The organism is Halomicrobium sp. HArcht3-1, assembly GCF_058933345.1.
The window spans coordinates 122285-147053 of the sequence record NZ_JBZYDM010000007.1; the positions used below are offsets into that span (position 1 = coordinate 122285).

The 24769-nt window shown below is 65.2% G+C and carries 16 protein-coding genes; 6 read left to right on the forward strand and 10 right to left on the reverse strand.

What is annotated here, in order from left to right:
- The first annotated feature begins 26 nt into the window (after window positions 1-26).
- Entirely contained in the window at window positions 27-830 is an 804-nt protein-coding gene (locus AC5FRW_RS13245) for a sugar phosphate isomerase/epimerase family protein (protein ID WP_493568931.1), read from the forward strand.
- A 5-nt stretch (window positions 831-835) separates the two neighbouring features.
- Here the strand turns inward: AC5FRW_RS13245 and AC5FRW_RS13250 are convergent, their stop codons facing one another.
- Window positions 836-1909: a Gfo/Idh/MocA family protein gene (locus AC5FRW_RS13250; protein ID WP_493568932.1), complete on the reverse strand. Its 1074-nt coding sequence runs from the start codon at window positions 1907-1909 to the stop codon at window positions 836-838.
- Between the two features lie 758 nt (window positions 1910-2667).
- On the opposite strand from AC5FRW_RS13250, the gene AC5FRW_RS13255 reads away from it, so the two are divergent.
- From AC5FRW_RS13255 to AC5FRW_RS13265, 3 genes are all read left to right on the forward strand, one after another.
- Window positions 2668-3846, forward strand: coding sequence for a glycosyltransferase (locus tag AC5FRW_RS13255; protein ID WP_493568933.1), 1179 nt, complete (start codon window positions 2668-2670; stop codon window positions 3844-3846).
- A 454-nt stretch (window positions 3847-4300) separates the two neighbouring features.
- Window positions 4301-4933, forward strand: a complete 633-nt coding sequence (gene rdfA, locus AC5FRW_RS13260; protein WP_493568934.1) for a rod-determining factor RdfA — start codon at window positions 4301-4303, stop codon at window positions 4931-4933.
- 79 nt (window positions 4934-5012) lie between these two features.
- Window positions 5013-6926 (forward strand): archaea-specific SMC-related protein, encoded by a 1914-nt coding sequence (locus tag AC5FRW_RS13265; RefSeq protein ID WP_493568935.1) that lies wholly within the window; start codon window positions 5013-5015, stop codon window positions 6924-6926.
- Window positions 6927-6983: 57 nt separating this feature from the next.
- Here AC5FRW_RS13265 and AC5FRW_RS13270 read toward each other — a convergent pair whose 3' ends face one another.
- The gene (locus AC5FRW_RS13270; protein ID WP_493568936.1) at window positions 6984-9398 is read right to left on the reverse strand and encodes a bacterio-opsin activator domain-containing protein; all 2415 of its coding nucleotides are present in this window, start codon (window positions 9396-9398) and stop codon (window positions 6984-6986) included.
- A gap of 179 nt (window positions 9399-9577) precedes the next feature.
- Here AC5FRW_RS13270 and AC5FRW_RS13275 point away from each other — a divergent pair, with 179 nt between their 5' ends.
- Window positions 9578-10456 (forward strand): phosphatase PAP2 family protein, encoded by an 879-nt coding sequence (locus tag AC5FRW_RS13275; RefSeq protein WP_493568937.1) that lies wholly within the window; start codon window positions 9578-9580, stop codon window positions 10454-10456.
- A gap of 342 nt (window positions 10457-10798) precedes the next feature.
- Here the strand turns inward: AC5FRW_RS13275 and AC5FRW_RS13280 are convergent, their stop codons facing one another.
- The 8 genes from AC5FRW_RS13280 to cobN all read right to left on the reverse strand — a co-directional run bounded on the left by AC5FRW_RS13280 (window position 10799) and on the right by cobN (window position 22501).
- The gene (locus AC5FRW_RS13280; RefSeq protein WP_493568938.1) at window positions 10799-11881 is read right to left on the reverse strand and encodes an outer membrane protein assembly factor BamB family protein; all 1083 of its coding nucleotides are present in this window, start codon (window positions 11879-11881) and stop codon (window positions 10799-10801) included.
- 353 nt (window positions 11882-12234) lie between these two features.
- Window positions 12235-13710, reverse strand: a complete 1476-nt coding sequence (locus AC5FRW_RS13285) for a cobyric acid synthase (RefSeq protein ID WP_493568939.1) — start codon at window positions 13708-13710, stop codon at window positions 12235-12237.
- An 82-nt stretch (window positions 13711-13792) separates the two neighbouring features.
- Window positions 13793-15091, reverse strand: coding sequence for a cobyrinic acid a,c-diamide synthase (locus AC5FRW_RS13290; RefSeq protein ID WP_493568940.1), 1299 nt, complete (start codon window positions 15089-15091; stop codon window positions 13793-13795).
- On the reverse strand, window positions 15088-16095 hold the full coding sequence (cobT, locus tag AC5FRW_RS13295; RefSeq protein WP_493568941.1) for a nicotinate mononucleotide-dependent phosphoribosyltransferase CobT: 1008 nt from the start codon (window positions 16093-16095) through the stop codon (window positions 15088-15090). The genes AC5FRW_RS13290 and cobT overlap by 4 nt, the downstream gene beginning before the upstream one ends.
- A 16-nt stretch (window positions 16096-16111) precedes the next feature.
- On the reverse strand, window positions 16112-16897 hold the full coding sequence (locus tag AC5FRW_RS13300; RefSeq protein WP_493568942.1) for a CbiX/SirB N-terminal domain-containing protein: 786 nt from the start codon (window positions 16895-16897) through the stop codon (window positions 16112-16114).
- Between the two features lie 189 nt (window positions 16898-17086).
- Window positions 17087-17851 (reverse strand): cobalt-precorrin-7 (C(5))-methyltransferase, encoded by a 765-nt coding sequence (locus tag AC5FRW_RS13305; protein ID WP_493568943.1) that lies wholly within the window; start codon window positions 17849-17851, stop codon window positions 17087-17089.
- Window positions 17848-18576: a precorrin-8X methylmutase gene (locus AC5FRW_RS13310; RefSeq protein ID WP_493568944.1), complete on the reverse strand. Its 729-nt coding sequence runs from the start codon at window positions 18574-18576 to the stop codon at window positions 17848-17850. Before AC5FRW_RS13310 ends, AC5FRW_RS13305 begins: the two co-directional genes overlap by 4 nt.
- Complete coding sequence (gene cobN, locus AC5FRW_RS13315) at window positions 18566-22501, reverse strand: cobaltochelatase subunit CobN (RefSeq protein ID WP_493568945.1); 3936 nt, start codon at window positions 22499-22501, stop codon at window positions 18566-18568. The genes AC5FRW_RS13310 and cobN overlap by 11 nt, the downstream gene beginning before the upstream one ends.
- A 34-nt stretch (window positions 22502-22535) precedes the next feature.
- Between cobN and AC5FRW_RS13320 the strand changes: the two genes are divergently transcribed.
- Window positions 22536-24734, forward strand: a complete 2199-nt coding sequence (locus AC5FRW_RS13320; RefSeq protein WP_493568946.1) for a VWA domain-containing protein — start codon at window positions 22536-22538, stop codon at window positions 24732-24734.
- The last annotated feature ends 35 nt before the right edge of the window (window positions 24735-24769 follow it).

Consider the following 24769-nt stretch of genomic DNA (forward strand, 5'->3'; position numbering starts at 1 on the left):
TCCGCCGATAGCGCGTACGACGGACGATGACCACCCAGCGAACTCTCCGCGACGGCGCCGATGTACTGTCCGACGGCGGTACGACAGCGCCACCATCCGAGAGATACGCGCTCGGCGTCCAGAGCTTCACCTACCGCGAGTTCGACGTTGACGGACTCTGTGAGGCACTGGCCGGGACGGGCGTCTCGGCGGTCGAACTGTGTCACGAACACGTCACCCCGGAGACGACCCGCGACGATCTCGACGAAGTCCGACGGTCACTCGACGAGGCCGGCCTCGACATCTGTGGCTACGGCGTCGTCGACTTTCGGTCTGGCGACGACGACCGGATACGGGAGACGTTCGAGATGGTCGACCGACTCGGCGGGGAGTACTGTTCGCTCGAATTCCCCCCTGAGGACGACGAACTTCGTGACCAATTGCTCAGCGCGGCCGACGAGTTCGACCTCGACCTCGCCATCCACAATCACGGTCCCGGTGCGACCTACGAAACGATCGACGATGTCGCGGCCGTCCTCGAACAGGCGTCGGACCCGCACCTCGGAGCCTGCGTCGATACCGGTCACTTCTTGCGGTCGGACGAGGACCCCGGCGCGGCCGTCGAACGATTCGGCAGTCGCGTGCTGGCGCTCCACCTCAAAGACTTCGTCGACGCCGAGACGGAGGCTATCCCGGGGGCCGGTCGCCTCGACATCCCGGACCTGCTCGCGACGCTCTCGTCGGCGACGACGTTGCAGCAGCCACTCGTGATCGAGTACGAAGCCGACCCCGCGGACCCGACGCCAGCGGTCCGCGAAGCGGTCGAAGCCGTCGAATCGGCCATGGAGTGACGGCCTCACTCGCGGTGGAACGACAATGGGGAGAGTTCGCCCGAGGCGACCATGGCTTCGAGGGGATTGTCTTCGATTTCGAGCGGGAGGTCGACCCGGCCGCGGCGACGGGCGGACTCGTAGCCGGCGAAGATGATCTCCGTCGCATTCAGCGCGTTCGACGCGTCGAGTTCCGACTTGCGTCCCTCGTCGAGCGCCGCGACGATGTCGGCGATCGCGAGGGCGATCGGGTTGGTCCCGGGCGTTAGCTCATCGAAGGTCAGTTCTTCCATGTCCGCTGGGTCGGTGCTGAACACCTCGACGCCGAACTTCTCGGTGATGTAGACGTCGATGAACCCCTCGGTGCCGATGAGCCGCCAGTCGCCTGCGATGATGCCCTCGGTCGGTCCGGTCAGCGCCATGCCGTAGACGCCGTTTTCGTACCGCCAGATCGCGACGACCTGATTCTCGTTGTGAGTGCCAAAGCGGATGTCTTCCTCCCGGTAATCGAGCTGTGCGAGGACCCACTCGGCGGCGTGTTCGTCGTTGAAGTAGTTGCACAGGTCGACGGCGTGGGTGCCGTTGTCGTAGAAATTCCCCCAGCTATACTCCACCCGTCGAAGCTCCCCGATGGCACCGGCGTCGAGTCGCTCTTTTGCGACCCGGAACGGCCGACCGAACCGACGCATGTGGTTGAACGTCAGTTGCACTCCTCGCTCCCTGCACACTTCGGCCATCCGGCGGCTCTCGCCCCATGTCAGTGCCATCGGCTTCTCGCAGTGAATCGCGTCGACGACGCCGGTCTCGGCGGTGCCGATCACCAGATCGGCGTGGGTCGCCGGTGGGGTGCAGATACTGACGATATCCGGCTCAAGCGCCGCCAGCATCTCCTCGTAGTCGGTGAAGACGCCGTCGCTCGGAATGTCGAAGGTATCGGCGAAGGCGACCGCGTTGTCCTCGACGATGTCCGCACAGCCCACGAGCCGGCAGTTGTCCAGTGCAGTGTACGCCTCGGCGTGTCGGTACGCCATGGCGAACCCGTCGACGGAGGGTTCGTCGGGATCAGCACCGGTGCCGATAAAGGCCACGTCGAAAGTCACGACAGGGTCACGCCTCCGATCGCCTGCGCGTCTGCTGGTGCGACCGGATGAGATCGATCCGGCGTCGCTGTCTCTCTCGTGTGGGCCGACAGTGGGTTTTCGTACACAATACCGTTGGAAGGGATTTTCTCCGTATATGGGTTTTTGCGGGACGGTTGCGGGATACGTCCGTTTCCGTCCCCGTTTTCTCCCAGTTCGTCACGCATTGTTGGGACTGACAGGCCGAGATTGTCCGGCCGTGACAGCGATTACCGAGTCCCAAATCGGAGTAAGTATTTCTTATGTGATACTGTGGCACAGGGGGTAGCCGCGGGTGGCTCTGTACCGCCGCCGTCGGGTCGAATCGGTCGATGGGTCTGGCGGTTCCGACCCCACAGAAGGCCAGATTCCCGACAACAGACAGTGATCGGCCCAGATCGGAACCGGGCGCGGGTTCGGTGGCGTGTACCGATCAGTTTCCTAACTGTTTTCGTTACGACACTGTCGCCGGTCACAGGCAGGAGAATGTGGGCCAGCAGTAAGAACGACGAACTCGATAAACCGTGAGAAGAATGATAAGCACGCCCGTCGAACGAGTGGTCGCGAGACTTGCCTGGCGACGGTTCCGTCGAGCAGTACGAAGAGCGCGTCGTCGATAGCCAGGCCGTTCGTCGAACCTATATCCACTCCTATTTCAAACCATGAGCCAACAGAAGTCCGCGCCGACGGCACAGACTGCGGTGTCTCACTCACGTCGGACCGACACGAAGCACATTACGATGGTAACGACACCCGACGACGGCTCCTGCGGGATCGGAACGTACGCGCGTGACCTCATCGACGGTATCGAGATGGTCGACGCCGACGTGGTCGAGATTCCACAGGACGACCACTCGATCCGTCGCTTTATCGCCCTCGCACTGGAGGCAGTGCGCGCAGATGGCGACCTCATCCACGTCCAACACGAGTACGGGCTGTTCCGACGGATCGGGAGCAGGTATCCCGGGATACTGGGTGTCGTCTTCTTCCCGTTGCTGTATCTGGCCGCTCGGCTCCAGTCCCGGCCAGTCGTCGTGACGATGCACTCCGTTCTCGACTTCGAGCCAGACGAGGCCCCGTTCTCGATTCGCCTCTACCTCCTGTTGAAACACAAACTCATGGCGATCTGCTCGGATCACCTGATCTTCCTCTCGCCGGACTGCGCCGCGACGTTCAGAGCCGACATCGACCTCGCGACAGACGAATGGAGTCGCCTGTCACACGGCGTGAACACCGACGTATCACCAGCACTGTCACAGGCCACCGCCAAGCGACAGTTCGGCTACGACCCCGACGAGATGGTCGTCGCTATTCCGGGGTTCGTCCGGCCGCCGAAGGGCCACGACATCTTCATCGAAGTGGCCCGACGGCTCCCCGAGTACGAGTTTCTGATCGCTGGCGGCGCGCGACCGAAGGGAGAGGACTTCGACTTTGCCGAGTCGATCGCCGAGTCGGCACCGGACAACGTGACGATCGCGGGCGTCCTCGACGACGAGGACTACTGGGCGGCGCTGAAAGCACCGGACCTCGCCGTCCTGCCGTACCGCGTCGTGACCCAGAGCGGGACGTTCAACGCGTGTGCCACACAGGAACTCCCGGTCCTCGCCAGCGAGGCGGAGTATTTCACCAGAATCGAGTCGAACTGGGGTGCCCCAGCGACGGTCGACATCAGCGACAGCGACGCGGTGGCCGACCGAGTCAGGCGACTCCTCGAAGACGACGACCGACGGGCGCGACTCGCCGAGGTCATGACCCAGTACAAGCACGCCAACAGTTTCGAGCAGGTCGGTGCCGACCACCGCCGCATCTACAGGCACCTCGAAAACGGCGGGCACGACGACCTGAAGCTGTCCGCGGACACCAAGCAGTCCATCCCACCGTCCGGTGCCTGTAGCGCCCAGCGAGTGCCGACAGACTGATACGGCATCTTTGGGCGATCGGTTTCTCTCGTCGACGGATCACAGGTGCGCACGTGCAGCGTCCGTGTGCCTGTCCGCGGTCGGCGAGAGATGGGTTGTCCGACCGGTGCTTAACACCGGTGTCGCAGTTACGCACACGTCGATGCAGTACCGGCCGGGACCGTGTTCCTGTCAGCTACTGTCCCCTGCATTACTTCGGTCGGCGACGCGATTCCGAGACCTACTGTCCACCGGCAGTGTATACATCGTTGTAATCAGCATACTGTGCATTCTAGTGTCTCTCGTCGACCGGAGTGGGGTGTAGTGGGGCTTCCGACAGCGAGAACTCGCGCGAACGAAAACTCGTCCGTCGAGTACTGTTGGAAGGGCAAAACGAATAAGTATATATAAGCAATAACGGAGGACATGACGGCAAAAAGAATCGACTGTAAACGAACGACTACTCGTCGTGGCGATGAGTGAGCAGGACCGCGTCTCGACGGCGACCGAGACGACGTGTGACTGTAAGATCGGACGCAACGTCGAACAGTACGACCTCGACCGTCTTCGTTCGGAGCTACTCGATCAGCGTGCGGACGGAGCCAGTCTTCGCCAGCTCGAAACCGTCGTCAACGAGGCGATTCTCAGGGCGGCGCTTCGCGACGCCGAGACGGATGTCATCGGCGACGTTTCGACCATATATCAGCGACTTACCGACGACGACGCCAGTGCCGGCGAACGGACCGAGGTCGTAGAGTGGCTCACGCGGGCCGGTGCCGACCCGGAGTCACTCCGACAGGATTTCGTGTCCTACCAGACCGTGCGGACCCACCTGCGGGAGTGCCTCGACATCGATACGAATCGAGAGACGTCACTGTCGGTCGAGGACGCGAAAGGCACCGTCGAGTGGGCACGATCACGGAGCGAGGGGATCGTCGGTCGAACGATCGAACGCCTCGAAAAGCGCGACCAGTTTCGATCCGGGTCGGTCGAGGTCGAACACGTCATCCGGGTCTCGTGTTCCGATTGTTCCAGAAGTTACCCCATCGATCGATTCCTCGACCGCGGCGGGTGCGAGTGTGGAGGGGCCGACACGACGGAGTCGTAACGCTGCCTTACTGACTGGTATGGATTCACAAGGTATAACTGCGACTCGACGCATCTACAATCAGAGTGGTTCGTAGATAATGGCTCCCGATGCGACCGAATCCGTGACGATCGCAGTGGAGAACGTCGGTGGAATCCGTTCGCACGAGGTGTCGCTTTCCCCCGGCGTGTCGATACTCACCGGTCGGAACGCGACCAACAGGACATCCTTGCTCCGGGCGACGGGTGCCGGTCTGGGTGGGTCCTCGGGCGAACTGCGGGCTGACGCCGACGAGGGGTCCGTCAGGATGACCATCGACGGGACGGAGTACTCGCGTCGGCTAGAGCGTGACGGCCAGTCCGTCCATGTCGACGGGAACCCGTACACGCCAGACGGCACGCTCGTCGATCAGTACAGCTGTCTGCTCGCGGACAATCCGGCGCGAAAGGCCGTCGAGCGCGGCGACGGCGAGGCGCTGCGAGACTGCATCATGGCCCCCGTCGACACGGCCGAGATCAGAGCGACGATAGACCGGACCCGACAGGAACTTGCATCACTGCGCGCGGACCTCGAAGCGGCCCGCGAGCAAGCACAGCAGATTCCGGAACTGGAGCGGCGACTCGCCGACCGGCGCGAGGAACTGACAGACGTGCGCTCGGAACTCGAATCGGTCCGGGAACGTGTCGCCGAGTACGAGGCAGACGCCGACGAGGCCGAAGCGGCCGAGGCGGTCGTCGAAGCGCTTCGGTCCGTCCGAGACGAGTACGAGCGCACCCGCGATCAACTCGAAACCCAGCGCAACGCGCTCGACTCACTGCAGTCCCAGCGCGAGTCCGTCGTGGCCGAGCTATCGGCGCTCACGACACCCGACGCTGATCGGTCGGAACTCGAAAACGAACTCTCGCGCTTGCAGAACCGCGAGCGAGAGCTTTCGAACACGATCAACAATCTCTTTTCGATCGTCGAGTTCAACGAGCGACTCACCGACGAGGACGTACTCCCGACAGCGTCGGACGACGTGACCGCCGCCCTCGACCCACAGACCGAGACTGTCGAGTGCTGGACCTGTGGGACCGAGGTCGAGCGCGAGCAGATCGACACCCAACTGGACACCGTTCGCGAGGTCATCGAGGAAAAGCGCCGCGAGCGAAACGAACTGAAAGCCGAAATCAGTGACCGGCAGGCGGCGCTTGACGACGTTCGTGCAGCGGCCGAGAAACGCACGTCCCTCGAAGCGCAGCGCTCTGACATCGACGCGGAGATAGACGAGCGCGAGGCCCGCATCGAGTCACTCGAAGAACGGACGGACGAGCAGCGAGCACGCATCGAGGAACTGGAGGCGGAGGCGGCAGCGTCGGACGACATCCGGGACAGCGACGTACTCGAACAGTACCAGCGACTCTCGGAACTGGAGTACGAGCGCGGCCAACTCGACGAGCAGGTCGAATCGATCGAGGCGCAACTCGACGCCGCGCAGGAAGCGGCCGACCGTGCGGACGACCTCGAAGGTCGCATCGAGGAGCGCCGTGACGACCTCACTGCGGCCCGCAATCGCATCGAAGCACTCGAACGCAACGCCGTCGAGACGTTCAACGAACACATGGAGACGGTCCTCGAACTGCTCGGATACGAGAACGTCGAGCGAGTGTGGATCGAGCGCAGAGTCGATGGCCCGACCGACGGCATCGACGACAGCACCTTCGCGCTCCACATCGTGCGGTCGAGAGAGGACGATGTCGTCTACGAGGACACGGTCGATCACCTCTCAGAGTCAGAACGGGAGGTCATCGGGCTGGTCGTCGCCCTCGCCGGGTATCTCGTCCACGACGTCCACGAGACGGTGCCGGTGATGCTGCTCGACTCACTGGAGGCCATCGACGCCGAACGGATTTCGGCGCTGGTGGACTACTTCGCAGCGTTCGTTCCGTACCTCGTTGTCGCGCTCCTGCCGGAGGACGCTGCCGAACTGCCCGCCGACTACGACCGAGTACAGATGGGTGAGGCCAGGGCCTGACCAGCGGTCGGCGGCCGAACCGGTGCTGTCGGAAGCGAGGCGACACCCGCTGTCGGCTCACACGAGCGTCGAGCCAGTCATCTCGAAGAGCGAATCGAACACCTTCCGCTCGGCCTTTCGGAGGTGCTGATGGAACGTCGGTGGGGCGACGCCGAGGGAGTCTGCGACGTCTTCACCGGATGCCTCGCGGGGCCACTCGAAAAAGCCCGCGTGGTGAGCCGACTCCAGTGCGGCGCGTTGCCTGTCCGTCAGATCGTCGAGTAGCGTGTGTACCATCGTGTCGGGCGCTCTTTGCACCGATCGTTGCTGTCGCTTCAGCAGGTTCGCACTCGGGTACGACTGCGTGACGATGTCGACGAAAGTGGCGACGTCGCAACTCGGGGCGAGACAGACCCGGAGTCGGTAGTCTCCGTCCTCGATCACGGCCGTCTCGATGGACCCGCCCTGTGAGGCGAGTTCCGAGAGCACGGGCGGTTCCGAGGCCGTAATCTGGAAGTGGATGTCCTCGCCGTCCTCCCGGAAGGACACGGCGTCGTAGAACGGGAGCGTCTCGACCATCGCCGTCACGATATCGATGCCCGCCGAGGTCGTTCGTCCGAACAGGAGGAACTCGTCGCCCATCAGCGGGACGACGTGTTCGAGTTCGATTGGGGCCTCGGCGTCCACCTCGACACCCAGTTCGTCGAAGACGTGTTCGATACGGAATTCGAGTTCGACGATCTCGTCGGACATGAGCGCCCGTTTGCGCTCGGTAGCAGCGATCGCGTGGCCGACGATCTCACCGAGTTGGCCGATGACATCGCCCTCCCTGCCCTCGAACGCGGACTGTCGATCCGCGTAGACGTTCAGGACGCCGTACGTCGTGTTCTCGTGGACGATCGGGATCGCCGCAGACGACTGAAAGCCGTACTTCTCGGGGATCTCGCGCCACGGGCTGTACTGTCCCTCCGTCGCTGCATTGCGGGATGTCTGGACCGATCGCGTCAGGAGCGCCCTGCCTGTCGGACCGTGACTCTCCGGTCTGTCCGGATCGACGGAGATGACGATGTCGTCGAGATACCCTTCCACGCCGGCCTCGGCCCGGAGTTCGACGGTCTGGGTCGAGGGATCGACCTCACCGATCCACGCGAAGCGATACGACTCCGAGGCCGCGAGTTCCTCGCAGACGGTTTGCTCGATCTCCGCGCGGGTCGATTGCTCGGTGACCTCGCTTGTGATTCTGGTCACGACGCCACTGATATTGTTCAACGCCGCGATCTGCTCGCGCTGTTGCAAGAGCATCTGCTCGTACTCGTCCCGCTCGATGGCGGCGGCGAGGAGATTGGCGATGGCCTGCACGAACGTCGCGTCCCGCCCGGAGAACGTCCGCTGGCCGGTGTCGTGCGTCCCGAGAACGCCCCACGGGTCGGCTGGAGAGCCGATGACGACGCTGATCCCGCTCGTAACGTCGTGGTCGGTAAGCAGGTCCGGGCCGCTGAACCGCGACTCCGCCGAGAGATCCTCGACAACGACCGGGCGTGCCGCCGACAACGTGTGTGCCGCTTGCGAGTCGTCGTCACTGGCCGACACCGTTGCGGTACCGACGACACCCTCGTCCCAGCCGACACCCTCGCGGAGGTGAAGGCGCTCGCCAGCAGCGTCCAGTTCGAGTACCTTGCAGTAGTCGGTGTCGAGCGTCTCGGCGACGAGTTCGACCGCCTCGGAAAACAGTACGTCGATGTCGGTGCAGTCGAGCGCGCGGCGTCCCAGTTCGGCGACCGCCTCTTGCTGTCGGACCCGGGTCGCGAGTTTCCGCTCGCGAGTCCGCCGTCCGGAGATGTCACGAACGATACCGATGGTGCCTCGTCGATCGGTCTCGAATTCGTACGGGACGGTCCGGATCTCGACCGGGACAGTCCCACCGTCTCGTGTCTCGATTCGCCCTTCCGTCGTCGAGCCATCGGCGTCCTCTGAGCACTGCCAGCGCGACGGCGAATCGGTCTCGCTGCTCGCTACAGTGCCGGAGAGTCGCGTCACCGGCGACCCGAGGAGGTCCGCCTCGTCGCGGCCGATCAGCGAACAGAAGGCGTCGTTGACCGCGATGAAGCGGTCATCGTCGAGCACGTAGATGCCGTCCTCGACCGTCTGGACCACCGCTTCGTACAGTGCCAGTGCCCCATCACGCCCACTCCGCTCGGCGACGAACGAGGCGGACTGACCGGTGACGTGATCGACAGCACCGTCGGTAGTGGCTTTGGCGACCGCACTGCCGTCGCTCGCGGCCTGTCCGCCCGACCGACGCCACCGCCGCCCGTCGGCGGTCGCTTCGCTCTCGACGAATCCGCGGGCGGCAAGCCCTTCGAGTCGCTTTCGAGCCGACTCAGTGCCGATGTCGAGACGGTCGGCCACCGCTGTCGTCGTCAGTGAAGCCGTTTCCTCGTCGAAGAGTGACAGTGTCTCTCGGAGACGAGTGGCTAGCTGTTCGGCTCCCATTCCCGTTCGTGAAGTGACGAGACGGACGGTAATCAGCGTTCCGTCGCTGGTAGCTCCCCAGGTATGGAGACAGGACACAGTGTGACCAGCGCCGACCGGGGCAGTGCGTGGGGGAGGATATATTAGTGTCGTCGGTCAAACGGCCGGTAATGTTCAGCGCTGGACGCAGTATCGGTATTATGGACGCACTACACGGGGCAGCCCCGGAGTCGCTCGTCCTCTGCTTTGCCTTGCTCACCCAGCTGGGCGACGTCTGGTTCCTCTTTCTGCTCGCAGGTGGCCTGTACGTTGCAGGCGACGAGATCCCGCGGTGGGGGATCGATCGGCGCGCGGGCGTGTTCGTGCTCGGACTCTTGCTCACCTACATCGCCTTCATCGGCGTCCTGAAGCAGACGTTCCTCCTTCCGCGGCCCCCGGGTGCCGGGGAGGCACCCGTCGTTGGGTGGGTCCCGGGCGTGCTAGCAGGCGTGATCGACAACGCGTCGACCGCCGACGGCCCGGGATTCCCGAGCGGGCACGCACTCGGAACGACGATGGTCTGGGGGGGTCTTGCAGCAGTCATCGTCGACGACGGCCGATCGCGCACGTGGTTCGCCATCGCCGCGGCGGTCGTCGGCGTCGTCTCAGCTTCGCGCCTCGTGCTCGGAGTGCACTACGCCGTCGACATCGTGGCCGGAATCGGAGTGGGGCTGATACTGTTGGTGGGACTCTTCGTCGGCTCCGAGCGCGGGAGCAAACCCGCCCGCGTCCTGCTGGTGGCGGTCGGCATCGGCGCTGTGGGTCTCTTGCAACGTATCCACTTCGAGAGTGTCGCCGCGGTCGGCACCGCAGTCGGTGCGTGGCTCGTCTGGCGCGGTGTCGCCGAATCGACGCCCGCCCATCCGTCGACCCGCCGCGAGGTGGTCGCCGGCTTCGCCGTGCTCGCCCTCGCTGGCGCGCTCTTCGTGTCGATATACGCCATCACGCCGGCCGCTCCGATCACGTTTCTCGGGACGGCACTCGCTGGCGGGACCGTCGTCGGCGCACCGCTGCTCGGTAACGCCGTCGTCGGCGACTGAGTGCTGTCCGTCCACTTCGTTCTGACGTATCGACTTTCGTTGAAATCCGTGCTGGCAAACGTGGTTGGTGGGTGTCGCACGATAGTCGACAATCAAGCAGACAACGGATCACGAATGCGTGGTGAATGCAGTCGCTGTCTGCAGCAGGACCGCCGGAACCAATCGCTGCTTGGTGATCATAGCACGAGCGGTTTGTCGCGTTCAGCCGCCCATATATCGTATGTCGCGATACGATTGTGTAATGCAGCCACGGTGAGACGAGCCGCCCCATTGATAGACGCTCAAGCCTGTTCACAGAGGGCGTACGATTCAGACCTCCCTACAGAAACCGTCTCCCGGGTTCTAGAACAGTCCCGAATCCTCCTTCGGTGGGACATCCCCGAGCACGCCGACACTGTTGATAGTGTTGGCAGCGAAGTAGACCGCTCCGTCGACAAGCACCGGTGGTGTCGTAAACACCACGTCGAAGCCGTCGATATGATAGTACCAGCGCACGTCGCCGGTCTCGCGGTCGAACGCGGCGATCGTGGGCCACGTCGTCTCCAGATCGAACTCCTCGGACTGAACCGGGGCGACGACGGTGTCCTGGCCGACGCACAGCCCCTCTTGACACCCCTGCGCGTCGAGACGCCACTCTTCGGTCCCATCTTCGACAGCGATCGCTGCGAGGCGATCGGAAGTCAGCCAGTACGCAGTACCGTCCGCGAGAGCGATGCCGTAGGCCTCGCGGTCGTAGCTATCGAGCCTTCGGAGACGCTCGCCGGTGTCGGCGTCGTGGACGGTGAGAGCACCGTCGGCAGCAGCGACGATTCCATCAGCAGTCGGTCTCGGACCGAGCGCGACGTTCTCGACGCTCTGGCTCCACACCTGACTACCGTCCGTGATATCGAGGCGATACAGTGTCGAGTCCGAGGCGACGAAAGCGCCGTCGCCCCGGACTGCGGGAGCGTCGACAGTGGGTCCCGCGAGCGGAGCGGACCACTGCTGTTCTCCAGTCGTGGCGTCGACCGCCGTGAGGGCTGTCTCTTGCCGGGAATGTTCAGGAATCAGCACGAGTGTCTCCGCAGGAACTGCAGTCATCTCGGTGCGAGAAACGGTGCCGGATAGTGTCGCAGTCCACTCCTGATCGCCCGACTCGCGGTCGAGCGCGATCACCTGCTCTCCATATGCGGCGACGAGCAACTCCCCGATGACGGCGGATGTATAGGAGTTTGCCGTCTCGATACCGACACTCCAGCGTTCAGAACCGTCCGTCGCGTCGAGTCCGACGATTTTCGGGTCAGGGTCCGAATCGACGTTGCCGATATACACCGCTCCGTCGGCCGCGACCGGTAGCCAGCGCGTGAATGCGTCCGACGTCCATGCGAGGTTCCCGCGCGGTGGGGCAGTCGCCTTCGTTGCCCCCGTGTTTCCCTCGTCTCGCATGTACTGACGCCACGAACCTTCGGGAGTCGACGGGAGAGACCGGTCACCGTTGCCGAGACAGCCGCTGAGACCAACACTGGCGAGACTCGCCGTCAGGAACGTTCTCCGCGTTATACCGTCCGTGATTCGTGATGTCTCACCTGTTTGTGACGATGCATCGAATAGGGTCCCGCTGATTTTGGAGGGCTGCATGCAGATCGTGTATCGAAATATCATTGTAAGAGTGTGTCGGATGTTCCGTGACCACGACAGCGAAGTGCGGTGCCGGAACGGACTGTCTGAATAGAAATAGGAGGGATCTAGTCGCAGGGAATTCGATTTCGGAGACCGAGAGAGACGATCAGAGACAGACGCTAGTCAAAGAGCGACTGGTCCACGTCGCTCACGAGAGCTGCGGCACGGTCGTACGGCGAAGGTCGCTCGGTAGCTGTCGTGTCGCGCTGTTTGTCCGCATGTCTGAAGATCGAGTCCACCAGAGCATCGCGGACGCGCTCGTTTTCGAACAGGCCGTGCAGATAGGTCCCGAGGACAGAGTGAGTGGCAGCACTTTGCGCTTCCAGCGGTCGGTCGACGGCGTCAGTGTGTGTCGTCTGCCCCATGTGGATCTCGTATCCTGAGACGGTGCCCGTGACGCCGTCGATCGGTCCCGTGCCCGTGGCTTCGAGACGGACCTGCTCGACCCGTTTCTGGCGTTCGAAGTGGGTCTCGACGGGGAGGAGACCGATCCCGTCGAGCGTGTCTGCCGTGTCCGTCCCCTCGATGGTGGCGTTCGTAATCCGCTCGCCGAGCATCTGATAGCCCCCACAGATGCCGACGATCGGTCCCGAAAAGGCCGACAGCGCATCGTCGAACCCAGCGTCTTTGAGCGCGAGGAGGTCGTCGACGGTGTTTTTCGTTCCGGGAAGGATGACGGCGTCCACGTCTGGTAGCGTCGCATCCAGCGGAAGGTATGCGACGCGGACCCCCGGAGTACGGGCCAGCGGTGCGAGGTCGGTAAAATTCGAGATTCGCGGGAGTCTGGGAACGCCGATCGTAACGCTTCGGTCGGATGTGACCCCATCGTCGTCGCCGAACACGGCACGCTGATCCGCGGACGGTAACGAGACGCTGTCCTCCTCGGGCAATCCCGGGTCGTCGTAGGGGACGACACTGAGCACGGGAATGTCCGTCCTGTCTTCGAGTTCCTCGATACCGGGTTCGAGCAGTGAGGCGTCACCGCGAAATTTGGTGATGACGAGTCCACGGACACGATCACGGAGGTCTGCCGGCATGAGTTCCAGCGTGCCGTAGAGACTGGCGAACACGCCGCCACGTTCGATGTCGCCGAGGAGGACGATCGAAGCATCCGCGAACCGGGCCGTTTCGACGTTCGCGAGGTCGCGGTCGTGGAGATTGATCTCCGCGATGCTGCCCGCACCCTCAGCGACGACGACGTCGTGTTCCGCCGCCAGCCGTTCGTAGGAGTCGATCGCTGCACGGCGTGCGCGGTCCCAGTGGTCGTCGTAGTACGCTCCGGGTTCGTAGTGACCGACGGCCTCGCCCTGAATGACGAGCTGACTCTCGCCATCGCCACGGGGTTTCAACAGCACCGGGTTCATGTCGGTCGTCGGCGTCACGTCCGCACCACGGGCCTGAACGAACTGGGAGACGCCGATCTCTCCCCAGTCGCCGTCCGGGGTCACGACCGCCCGGGCGTTGTTGCTCATGTTCTGGGCCTTGAACGGCGCGACTGACACGCCCTGACGAGAGAGTCGGCGACAGAGACCGGTCACGACCGTGCTCTTGCCCGCGTGGCTCGCCGTCCCCGCGACGAGGATCGTTCGAGTCATCGGTCCCCCGTGAGCGCTCGCGCCCGCTGGTCTGGATCGACCGGCAGCGTCGATGCTGGGTCGACTGGGGCGGGCGTTTCGATCATAGTGAGTCGACGAACGCGTCGAAGGCACCACTCTCGGGGTGGACGTGACAGTACGTCCCGAGGGTCTCGTACTCGGTGAGACCGTCCCGTCCGTCCGCGATACCGTCCCCGCGCTCGACAGCGAACGCGTACGTCCCGTCGCTCGCGACATCGGCACTGGAGTAGTGGAACTCGTGGCCCCGGATCGTCTGGCCGGCGTCGGCGGTGAGTGTGTGCTCCCGAGCGCGGAGTTCGACGTGGTCGAGTGCCTGATACCGGTCGTGCATCCGAACGTCCGCGGGCAGGACGCCCGCCATTCGGTGGGTTTCGCCGTCGACGGTCGTCAGCGTCTCGGCGAGCGCCAGCAGGCCACCACACTCCCCGAGGACGGGACGGCCGTCGGCCGCCACACTGGCGAGTCGGTCTAGTGCGGTACTCTGGGCCAGCCTGTCAGCGTGACGTTCGGGGTATCCGCCCGGGAGATAGACCCCATCACACTCGGGCAGTTCGTCGCCAGCAATCGGTGAGAAGGTGACGACATCGCCGCGCTCGCGCAGGCGCTCCACGGTCGCGGGATACCAAAAGCAAAACGCCTCGTCCCGGGCCACCGCGACTCGCCTGTCCGTCCCAGACCGAACCGGCTCCTGCTCGGGGCGTGGCGGTGTGCGTGCGATGTCGACGAGACGCTCGGCGCGAATCTGCTCGGCCGCGTCGGCGAGGGCCTCGGGTGCGAGGGGCGATTCCTCGCCCATGTGGAGACCGAGGTGACGGTCGGGAATTTCGAGTTCGTCACGCGGCGGAATGCGACCCAGATAGGTTAGGTCGTCGGGGAGCGCGTCACGAATCCCCTGTTCGTGGCGGCCACCGTGAGCGCGCTGGGCGACGACGCCGACGACATCGACATCGGCGGCCGTCTGTTCGCTGTATCGCTGGAAGCCAAGGGCAGTCGCAGCGACACTCTCCATGCCCGCTTTCGCGTCGACGACGAGGACGACCGGCAACCCGAGTGAGTCGGCGACCATAGCGGTACTGGAACCGTCGCCGTCGTACAGCCCCATCACGCCCTCCACGACACAGATGTCGCCGTCGCCCCGGTAGTAGTTACGCCGGAGTCCGTCGGTCCCCTGTAGCCAGCAGTCCAGCGTTCGCGATGGGCGACCGGCCACGTGTTCGTGATGACTGGGGTCGATGAAGTCGGGTCCCGCCTTCGCGGGCTGAACCGCGTACCCCTGCTCGGTGAGGGCCTGAATGATCGCGAGCGTGGCAACAGTCTTGCCGACGCCCGACCGTGTCCCGCCGACGACGACGCCGTTCATGTGTCTCCACTGTCCTCCGAACCGACGAGTCTGTCGTAGACGGTGACGATCTGCTCGCGCACGGCCGCCATCGACACTTCGGCACCAGCGGCCAACGCCAGCGCACCACCCATGCCCACTCCTTCCTTGGCCTCGCCAGCGACGTAGGCGTCCATCGCCGGGTGGCTGACGCGCTCGAACCCCGGGTCGGTGACGGTCAGCGACAGGTCGAGATCGGCCGCCAGTTCGCGGATACCCGCCGTCTCGTCGGCAGCGACGAACGATGTCGTCGAAAGCGAAAGGGCAGCGTCCGTGCCCGCGTGGCGAACGAGTGCTCCGGCGGCCGCCATCTGGGTGCCGCCGGCGAGCGTGACACTCGTTCCCGCCTCGGTCGCGCCGACCGCCATCCCGGCCACGCCAGCGAGGACTGGATCGCCGGCGCACCGAATCGCCTCGATCGGTTCCCCGGCAGCCCCGCCCCGCGAGAGGTCGCTCGCGTCCAGTGCGTCGTCGACGACCTCGCGCTTGAGCGCGAGTGGGTTTTCCGGGAGCGACGAGGAGACCGTCGGCTGCTCGCCGAGGGCGGTGAGAACGCCCAGCGCGGTCGTCGTGCCGCCGGGAATGGTCTCGCCGATCACGATTTCGTCGTCGGGCAGGGACCGCCCCACTCGCCGTGCGGCGTCGAACGTGTCCGCTGCCGACGCGACGGAGGCGGCGGAGCGAATGTCGTCGCCGACCCCGTCACCGACCGACACCGTCGGTGCCGTCGTCGGTCGTGCGAGTCCCGCATCGGCGACGAGCAGATCGAACCCGACCAGTTCGCGGACGGCGCGAGTGACGACCGCTGGCGTCGGACAGCCAGTCGGACTCACGGGGACGACGGGCGCCTGCACCGGCTGCCCGTACTCGACGATTTCGAGGTCGGCACTCGGTGTGTGGACCATCACGTCGGGGGAGGCCCCTGCCGCGCTGATCCCGTCGATTCGGGCCGTGTCGGTGTTGCCCGCGACGAGAACGAACCTCATCGTGCCACCGAGATCATTACCGCTGTCTCCCCTCGCCGTCGGTCGCCACCGGGCGCTGTGTCCGTGCCAACTGCGCCTCGAACGATGCTGTCGACGCCGTCTCACTGGCGAGCGCGCGCTGCTTCTCGACCTCCGCGTGAACGGCGTCCGTGATCCGCGAATGAGCGCCGAGCGGATCGGCGTACTCGATACCGCCGCGTGCGAGTTCGAGTTCCTCGGGAATTCTGGTCTCGGTCGCTTCGGTTCGTGTCAGAAAGAGCGGGACTGCGACCGAACGGGTGTTAGCAGTGTTGTACCGAACGCATTCGACCGTCGGATTCTGGAGGAGATAGCAGGTCAGCACCTCACCGTAGGCCGAGTGTTCTCGCAGTCGGGCCGCGTGATAGTCAGTCGTCTGTCGGTGGTACGGTTTCGAGCTACTCCCAAAGCTGACCAGCACGAGCGACACGTCGTCTGCGGCCGGAATCAGGCTCGTCCCTCGCTCTTCGAGGACCCCGGTGACGGCCGGACTCTGGCCCAGTGGCTCGCAGTAGCGGACGTCCCCGGAGATATAGGAGAGAGCGGCGGGGACGCCGTTGGTCGTGGCGTGGGTGTGGGCGGTACACATCGGGACGGCATACACGGTGTCGGCCGAGATCTGTTCGAACGTCGCTTTGAGTTCGCGGATCGGTTCACTCTCGTAGGTCGCGACCGCAACGTCGTCGGCGACGGGACGCCGTCTGAGCCGACTGGCGTGTGTTTCGAGGACTTCCTGGGCGTTTCTCGTCTCCCGGCCGATGAGCAGGATTGATTCGGTCGTCATTGGTGTTCCACGTATACAATTGAGCTTTCGTTAGCCCAATTCGGATTGTCTTAGCTGATGTAACGAACTCTCAAATAAGTTTTGATGGGACCGTTTTGTCGGGACGGCGTGGCAGCGATACACCAGTGGATCAGTGTCACAGCGAAGCCGGTGTCGACTAAAAACGCAGCGGAGCGCCGAATCTCTCCGCTAGTCGGAGCGAACAGCCAGCACCGACAGATCGGAGAACGGCGACGTGGTCTCGTCGGATTCAGCCGTGCGTGTCCCTAGCTGTCCAAGCGTCGTCGTCGTGATCGTCTCGTCGTCGTGTGTCAGCCGTTCCAGCACGAGCGCGTCGAGCGTGGGGGCGGCCCCCGCGTCGAGCAGGTCGGCGGCGATGTCTTCGGGCATCCAGTCGTAGGGGCGGGGAAGCACCAGCAGATGTCGCTCGCCGACTGCGTCCCGAAGCCGCTGGCGGTCAGTGGTGATGTCGCCGCTCTTGTGCAGGGTCACGAACGTCGTCTCCTCCATCGGTGTGCGCGCTCTGCTGGCGGCCACCTGCAACGAGGAGATGCCGGGAACGACCCGGACCAGTCGGTCGACGGCTGCCTGTACCTTCCCGACGAACTGATAGCCCGAGTGGTTCGGATCACCCATCAGCACGGCCGTGCCGTTGTCCCCGTCCGCGACGCGGTCGGCGAACGTCGACAGCGTCTCGCCCTCGTCGCGATACCCACACGTCAGGCAGTCCGCGTTCGTCTTCTCGCGAACATAGTCGACGACAGTCTCGAATCCAACCACGACATCGGCTTCACGAATCGCCCGCTCGCCCCGCGGTGTCAGGTACGCCGGATTGCCCGGGCCGATGCCGACCGCATGCACAGGCTCCACTCCGGCCGCAGGCGCATTTTCGGGGGCTGCGGCCGCGAGCGCCGCCGGGTCCGGGCCGGAATCGAGATCGTAGGGGTCGCTCACGGGAGGTCGACCTCGCCGTCCCGAACGTCACTCGCCACGTGAACGAGTTCGTTCGTCAGTCCGGCCGCCAGCCCACTACCGCCGCGGCGACCGACGTTCGTGATCGCGGGGACATCGTGAGCGTCGGCGACGTGGCGCAGCCGGTCCCGGCTTTCGGCGGCCTTGACGAAGCCGACCGGCGTGGCGACCACGACGGCGGGGCGCGTGCCGTCTTCGATGCAGTCCGCGAGTGCGAGCGCCGCGGTCGGTGCGTTCCCGACGACGGCGATGGCGTCGTCGTACACCCCCTCGCGGTCGAGTTCGAGGACAGACGCGGCCGTCCGGGTCATACCGGTCCGGTCCGCGAGTTCGGCACCGTTGCCGATGGCCTTCCGGACCGGACAGTCGTGGCCCCGACCGGTGATCCCGGCTTTCACCATCGTGATGTCGGTCACGATGGGGCGTTCGTCGAGGACCGCCCGTGCGCCAGCGACGACCGGTTCGTTCGCTGTCTCACCGGTGAACCGGACGAGGTGCTGGAACTCCGGGTCGCCGGTCGCGTGGACGCTCTTCTGTCTGATCCGGTCGGCCAGCGTCTCGTCCGGGACGAGTTCGCGCACCCGATCCATGCTCGTCTCGGCGATCCCCATCGCGTTCTCGGTCGTCGCACCGAGATCGGCATAGGCCTCGAAGTCGCCGGCAGCGTCGGCCTCGCTGTCGTCGTCCGGGGCCTGTTCAGTCGTCATCGCTCGACACCTCCGCTGGGCTCTCGTTGCCCGCACGGGCTTCGAGATCACCGTCGACGCGGAGATTGATGTCTCGAAGCCGGTCCGCGATATCGTCGTTGGCGTCCCACAGCCCGCGGTCGATCGCTTCTAGAAGTGTGTCGCTGATACTCTCCAAGGCCCACGGGTTCACGTCGCGCAGCCACGCCTGTCGGTCCTCGTCGAAGGCGTACTTCTCGGCGACGTCGGCCCAGAGCGCGTCACTGACGACACCCGTCGTCGCGTCCCAGCCAAGCACCACGTCGACCGTCGTCGAGAGGTCGCCCGCGCCCTTGTAGTCGTGGTCCTCCATACTGTCGAGCCAGTCGGGATTGAGCACGCGGGCACGCATCGCCTTGCGGACCTTCTCTTCGTTCGTGTACACCGAGACGTTGTCCGGGTCGCTCGAATCGCCGACGTACGAAGCCGGCTCCTCGCCGCTGATCTCCGAGACGGCGGTGATGAAACCGCCGTGGAACGCGTACCAGTCGGAGCTATCGAACTCGTCCTGCTCGGCGGTGTCTTCGATCTTGACGGTAGCGTCGACGCTTCCGAGACGGCGCTCGAAGGCGTCGTGGGCCTCCGTCACCCGGCCGCGTTTCCCGAGCGCGTAGCCGCCCCACTGGACGAACACCTCGGCCAGATCGGAGCGGTCGTCCCAGTTGCCCTCGTCGACCGCCTTGTTCGTGCCCGCACCGTACCCGCCGGGCCGGGTCGTGAACACCCGCTGTCTGGCGGCCGTCTCCGGATCGTCGACGCCCTGCTCGTCGAGGCGCTCGGTCTCTTCCTCGACGTGTTTCTTGACGTAGTTCATCTCATGTGGCTCGTCGAGGTCGACGACCGCGTCGACGGCGTCGTGAACGACGCTCGCAGCCTGTGGGAAGGCGTCGCGGAACAGCCCCGACACGCGAGTGGTCACGTCGATCCGGGGACGGCCGAGTTCGTCCAGCGGAATCGGGGTGACGCCGTCGATCCGGCCGGCGTCGGTCCACTCGGGTTCGACGCCCATCAGCGCGAGCACCTGCGCGATGGTCTCGCCCCGGGTGCGAACGGTCGGCGTCCCCCACGCGACGACGCCGACCTCCTCGGGATACTCGCCTTCTTCGTCGTGATGGCGCTCTGCGATACCGTCGGCGACCTCCCGGCCGACGCGCCACGCGCTCTTTGCCGGTACTTTCCGTGGGTCCAGCGTGTAGAAGTTCCGTCCGGTCGGCAACAGGTCGACGCCGCCCCGCGTCGGCGCACCGCTTCCGCCGGGCGGGACGTACTGGCCGGCCAGCGCGTCGACCGTTCGCGGGATCTCCTCGGTGGCCCCGTGGACGCGAGGGGCGACCTCGTCACAGATGAACGTCAGCGCGTCACGCAGGTCGTCGTGTGCGCCGGAGCGCGCGCGTGCATCCCCCAGCGGGTCGATGTCGACCACGAGGAGGTTCATGTTGACTTCCTCGTCCGGTCCCGCATCCGTCTCCGCGGCCGGGATGTCGAAGTCGTAGTCGGCCAGCGTTTCGACGAGTGCGAGACTCGTCTGGTACACTTCGTCGGCCGCCTCGGCGAGTGTCATACCAAGTGCGTCATCGTATACGCCCGGTTCGTCGAGCATCCGCTGGTAGTCGATACCGAGCACGCCGGCCACGCTCTCGCGGAGGCTCGGCCCGCCCGGGTTCTCCAGTCGGGTGAGCGCGACGAGGTACTCGACGAGACGGTCACCTGCCGGTGGCTCGCTCATCGTGTGCAGCCCCAGCCGGATCTGGGTCGTCTTCACGTCCGTGAGGTACTCGTGGACGCGTTCGACGAGGTCGTCGATAGCGAGGGCGTCTCCCTCGACCGTTCCCTCCGCGAGCGTCGAACCGGCTTCGTCGGGACCGCGAACGTCGGCGCGCTCCTCGATTTCGCCGTCGATGCCGAGTTCGACCGCCAGATCGAGGTCGTCGATCTTCTCCCGGAGGAGCTGTTCGAGATGGTCACCGTCGTCGGGGCGGGCGTCTTCCATCCCGGCCTCCCGGTACTGGTCGGCGAGAGACTCCAGTTCGGCGAGTTCGTCGTACGTGCCGGCGTTTCGCATCACCGGCGTCAGGTAGTCGACGACGGCCGCGTAGGAGCGCCGTTTGGCCTGTGTCCCCTCGCCAGGGTTGTTGATGATGTAGGGGTAGACGTTCGGGATGTCGTCGACGAGCTGGTCGGGGGCGCTCTCGCCGTCCAGTCCGACCGTCTTGCCGGGGAGCCACTCCAGACTGCCGTGCGTGCCCAGATGCACGACCGCGTCGGCCTCGAAGGCGTGTTTGAGCCAGCCGTAGAACGCCACGTAGTCGTGAGGCGGCTGGAGGTCCGAGTCGTGGTACACTTTCGAGGGGTCCATGCCGAACCCGCGCGGTGGCTGGACGGTCACGAGGACGTTACCAAACTCGACGCCGGGGATGGCAAAGGGGCGGTCGGGCGCGTCACCCCACTCGTCGACGACGTTCGCTTGGAAGCGGTCGTCCATCGCGTCGAACCACTCGCGGTACTGGGTCGGCGAGACCACGTCGACGCTCTTCTCGCGCACGTCGTCGGGAGCGACCCAGCGGTCGTCGAGCGTCAGTTGCGCGGTCAGCTGTTCGATCAGCGCCTGCCCGCTCGTCGGAACCGCCCCGTCTCGCGGGTCGCTTTGCTCCCCGTTCGACTGTTTCGAGGCGCGTAGCGGCTCGCCCAGATCGTACCCCCGCTCGGCGAGTTCGTCGAGTAGATTGATCGTACTCTCCGGGCTGTCGAGTCCGAACGCGGTGCCGATGCCGTCGTCGCTCGGCGGATAGTTGTGCAGGACGACCGCGACCGTCTTTTCCTCGTTCGGTGTGTGGCGGAGGGTCGCCCAGTTGACTGCGAGTCGCGCGGCGTGGTCGACCCGGTCGTCGATGGGGAAGTGCTGTTTCGGTGCCGTCCCGATCCCCGCCTCGTCGTCGGTCCGCTCTTTCCCGCTGATCGGGTGGGTGATGACGTTGCCGTCGAACTCCGGCAGCGCGACCGACAGCGCGAGTTCGAAGCCCATGACGCCCGTGTCGCTGCTCTCGTAGCGGGAGCGCGACCGCATCGTGGTGACGGTCTGGACGACCGGCACACCGAGTCTGTCGAGGAAGACATCTTCCGCGCCGGCTCCCTCGTCGTCGGCCGCTCGGCCGCGCTCGTCCATCGACAGCGAGAACATGAACGACGACAGCACCGCGTCGACGACCGGCTCGCCGTCGTCCAGCAGCCACGCCTCGGTCACGCGCTCTGCGTCCCACTGTTCGTCGGTGTCGGTCGCGGGATTGCAGAAGATCGGCAGTGCGTTGGCACCCTGTGCCTCGACAGCGCGGACCTGCGCGTCGACGTAGCGCGTGTTCTCGTGGGTCCAGTGGGATTCGTAGAACCAGAGCGCGACGGTCGGTTTGTCCGGGTCGAGCGTGGCGCGCAGTTCCTCGTAGGACGCGCCGGGGTGGTCGGGATGATAGACGCCCTCCGTCGGCAGTGTCACCGGGTCGTCGTACTCACACGGGCTCTCGCCGTATTCGTCGGCGAGGAAGCGAAGGCAGTTCGCGATGTTGCTGGTCCCGCCGCGTTCGAGGTACTCGTACACTCGGTCGCGATGTGTCGCCGTGACGGACGTGTCGTCGAGTGCGTAGGCGTCGCCGGTCGATTTGACGACCAGCGGGACGTTGGCCGACTCCAGCCGCTCGACGGCGTGATCGTACCCCGGCATACTCTCCTCGGCACCGTGGAGCCAGAAGATCGCCGCCGTCGCGTCCGCCAGTTCGTCGAGGAACGCGTCGACGGCCGTCTGCTCGTCTAGGTCACTCTCCGAGCGGACGATCAGGTCGATGTCGGTGCGCGACGCCGCCTGCTGGACAGCGCCAAGCTCGTTCTCGGTCGCGGTATATAGGCCGATTGTGGGCATAACGTTGTTAAACCTCTATTTCAGTAATACAAGTATGGTTGATTACGGCGGAGGCAAAAAGGCTTCGCACGCCCGGGGAGACTCGCTGTCGTTCTCCGAGGTCGTCGGGCAAGAGCAACTAAAAGAAGCATTGCTGGCGGTCGCAGCGAACGACGACCTCGATGGACTGCTCGTCCAGGGCGAGAAGGGGACGGCGAAGTCGACGGCGGTACGGGCGCTGACCGACCTGCTGCCGACACAGGTCGCCGTCGAGGACTGTCCCTACGGTTGCCCGCCGAACGACCCCGACCACCAGTGTGAGAACTGCCGTGAGCGGAGCGACCCGCCGACGATCGAACGGGCCGTGCCGCTCGTGACGCTCCCGCTGGGGGCGACCCGCGAGCGGATCGTCGGCACGCTCTCGGTCGCGGACGCACTCGATGGCGACTACGAATTCGATCCGGGACTGCTGGCCCGTGCGAACCGGGGTATCCTCTACGTCGACGAGGTGAACCTCCTCGACGACCACCTCGTCGACGTGTTGCTCGACGCGGCGGCAAGCGGCGTCAACAGAGTCGAGCGCGACGGGATGAGCGTCGCCCATCCGGCCGGCTTCACGCTCGTCGGGACGATGAACCCCGAGGAAGGAGAGCTGAGACCGCAACTCTGCGACCGGTTCGCGCTACAGGCGACGGTCACCGGCTGCGAGGACATCGACGAACGTGTACGGATCATCGACCGGGTGATCGGCCGAACGTCCGGCGAGCAGACCGATCAGTCGGGAGCAGACCGGGACGATGCCGACTACCGAGCGCAATTGTGTCAGGCCCGCGAGGGACTGGCTACGGTCGACCTCCCGGCCGAATTCGCTCGCGAGATCGCCCAACTGTGTCGTGACGCAGGGATCGACGGCCACCGCGGGGACATCGCGATCGCACGTGCCGCCAGAACGTTCGCCGCGCTCGATGGACGCTCGACAGTCGCCAAAGCGGACGTGGAACGGGGGGCCACGCTCGCGCTGCCCCACCGACTCCAGTCCCGTCCCTTCGAGGAGGCACCCGATCCCAGCGAACTCGTCGACGATCACTTCGACGAGGAGAGTGATGGCGAGAGCGGTGACGACGAGAGCGGTGACGGCGAGAGCAGTGACGGCAGACAGGAGGAGCCGACAGAGCGCCCGGAGGAGCGAGCGGACGCCGAGGAGAACGGTTCCAGCGAGAGCGGTGACGGTGCAGAATCCGAGACGAGCGACGATACGGACCCATCGGATGGGACCGAGTCCGACTCGTCCGAGCGAGACGACGGAACGGACGAGGAGACGGACAATTCGTCTTCGAATCGACCTGCAGAGACGGTGACCGGAGGGAGCGAGGCGGATGCAGACGACAGCATCGCGGCGGAGCCAACGGAGCCAGATCAGCAGTCGGAGGACGACGATGGGACCGAGGAGACACCGATCGTCCCTGGACAGTCTCGTGCGGACATCGGCGCGGGAAGCGCGCCCGAAATCCCCGCCCCCGAAGCCGTCGAACACGAGCGAGCGGGTGGCGGCTCCCGCTCGCGAACACAGCCACACGTCGACAACGACGGGACGCGAGTGCGAACCGAGCGTGCCGATGCGACTGGGCGCATCGACGCCGCAGCGTCGGTGCGGGCAGCCTCGACGCGCGGGGCGTCGGCCGTCGAATCGCGGGATCTCCGGCAATCCGTCCGTCAGAGCGAGGCCGGCGCGCTGGTGGTGTTCGTCGTCGATGCGAGCGCCTCGATGGAGCCAGCGATGCGTGCGGCGAAAGGAACGGTGCTGGAACTGCTGAAAGACGCGTACCAGCAGCGCGACGAAGTGGCGTTCGTCACGTTCGCGGGCGAGGACGCCGACGTGTTGCTCCCTCCGACCGACAGCGTCACGCTCGCGGCACGCCATCTCAAGGATCTGCCGACCGGTGACCGGACGCCGCTGCCGGCCGGGATCCGAACGGCCAGTGACGTGATAGACCGGGCCGACCCGGACACCAGCGTGGTCGTAGTCGTGACCGACGGAATGGCGAACGTCGCCGACGACAGCCCAACCCGGGAGACGCGCGACGCCGCCAGGCGGCTGAGCGCGCTCGATCCGCAGGTAGTGGTCGTCGACGCGGGCGACGGTGACAGAGCCGAGGTGACGGACGTGATCGTCGACGAGACGGGAGGCGAGCGGGTCCCACTCTCGGCACTGTCTGCCGACCGGATCGACGAGACCGTCGACCGGGAAACGTGAGTTTCGCTCGTTCGGAAGTTTTACAATCTCACTTG

Bases quoted from the DNA above. Each gene is read 5' to 3' on its own strand.
- AC5FRW_RS13245 (WP_493568931.1), top strand. From the start codon at position 27: ATGACCACCCAGCGAACTCTCCGCGACGGCGCCGATGTACTGTCCGAC.
- AC5FRW_RS13255 (WP_493568933.1), top strand. From the start codon at position 2,668: ATGGTAACGACACCCGACGACGGCTCCTGCGGGATCGGAACGTACGCG.
- rdfA (WP_493568934.1), top strand. From the start codon at position 4,301: ATGAGTGAGCAGGACCGCGTCTCGACGGCGACCGAGACGACGTGTGAC.
- AC5FRW_RS13265 (WP_493568935.1), top strand. From the start codon at position 5,013: ATGGCTCCCGATGCGACCGAATCCGTGACGATCGCAGTGGAGAACGTC.
- AC5FRW_RS13270 (WP_493568936.1), bottom strand. From the start codon at position 9,398: ATGGGAGCCGAACAGCTAGCCACTCGTCTCCGAGAGACACTGTCACTC.
- AC5FRW_RS13275 (WP_493568937.1), top strand. From the start codon at position 9,578: ATGGACGCACTACACGGGGCAGCCCCGGAGTCGCTCGTCCTCTGCTTT.
- AC5FRW_RS13280 (WP_493568938.1), bottom strand. From the start codon at position 11,881: ATGCGAGACGAGGGAAACACGGGGGCAACGAAGGCGACTGCCCCACCG.
- AC5FRW_RS13285 (WP_493568939.1), bottom strand. From the start codon at position 13,710: ATGACTCGAACGATCCTCGTCGCGGGGACGGCGAGCCACGCGGGCAAG.
- AC5FRW_RS13290 (WP_493568940.1), bottom strand. From the start codon at position 15,091: ATGAACGGCGTCGTCGTCGGCGGGACACGGTCGGGCGTCGGCAAGACT.
- cobT (WP_493568941.1), bottom strand. From the start codon at position 16,095: ATGAGGTTCGTTCTCGTCGCGGGCAACACCGACACGGCCCGAATCGAC.
- AC5FRW_RS13300 (WP_493568942.1), bottom strand. From the start codon at position 16,897: ATGACGACCGAATCAATCCTGCTCATCGGCCGGGAGACGAGAAACGCC.
- AC5FRW_RS13310 (WP_493568944.1), bottom strand. From the start codon at position 18,576: ATGACGACTGAACAGGCCCCGGACGACGACAGCGAGGCCGACGCTGCC.
- cobN (WP_493568945.1), bottom strand. From the start codon at position 22,501: ATGCCCACAATCGGCCTATATACCGCGACCGAGAACGAGCTTGGCGCT.
- AC5FRW_RS13320 (WP_493568946.1), top strand. From the start codon at position 22,536: ATGGTTGATTACGGCGGAGGCAAAAAGGCTTCGCACGCCCGGGGAGAC.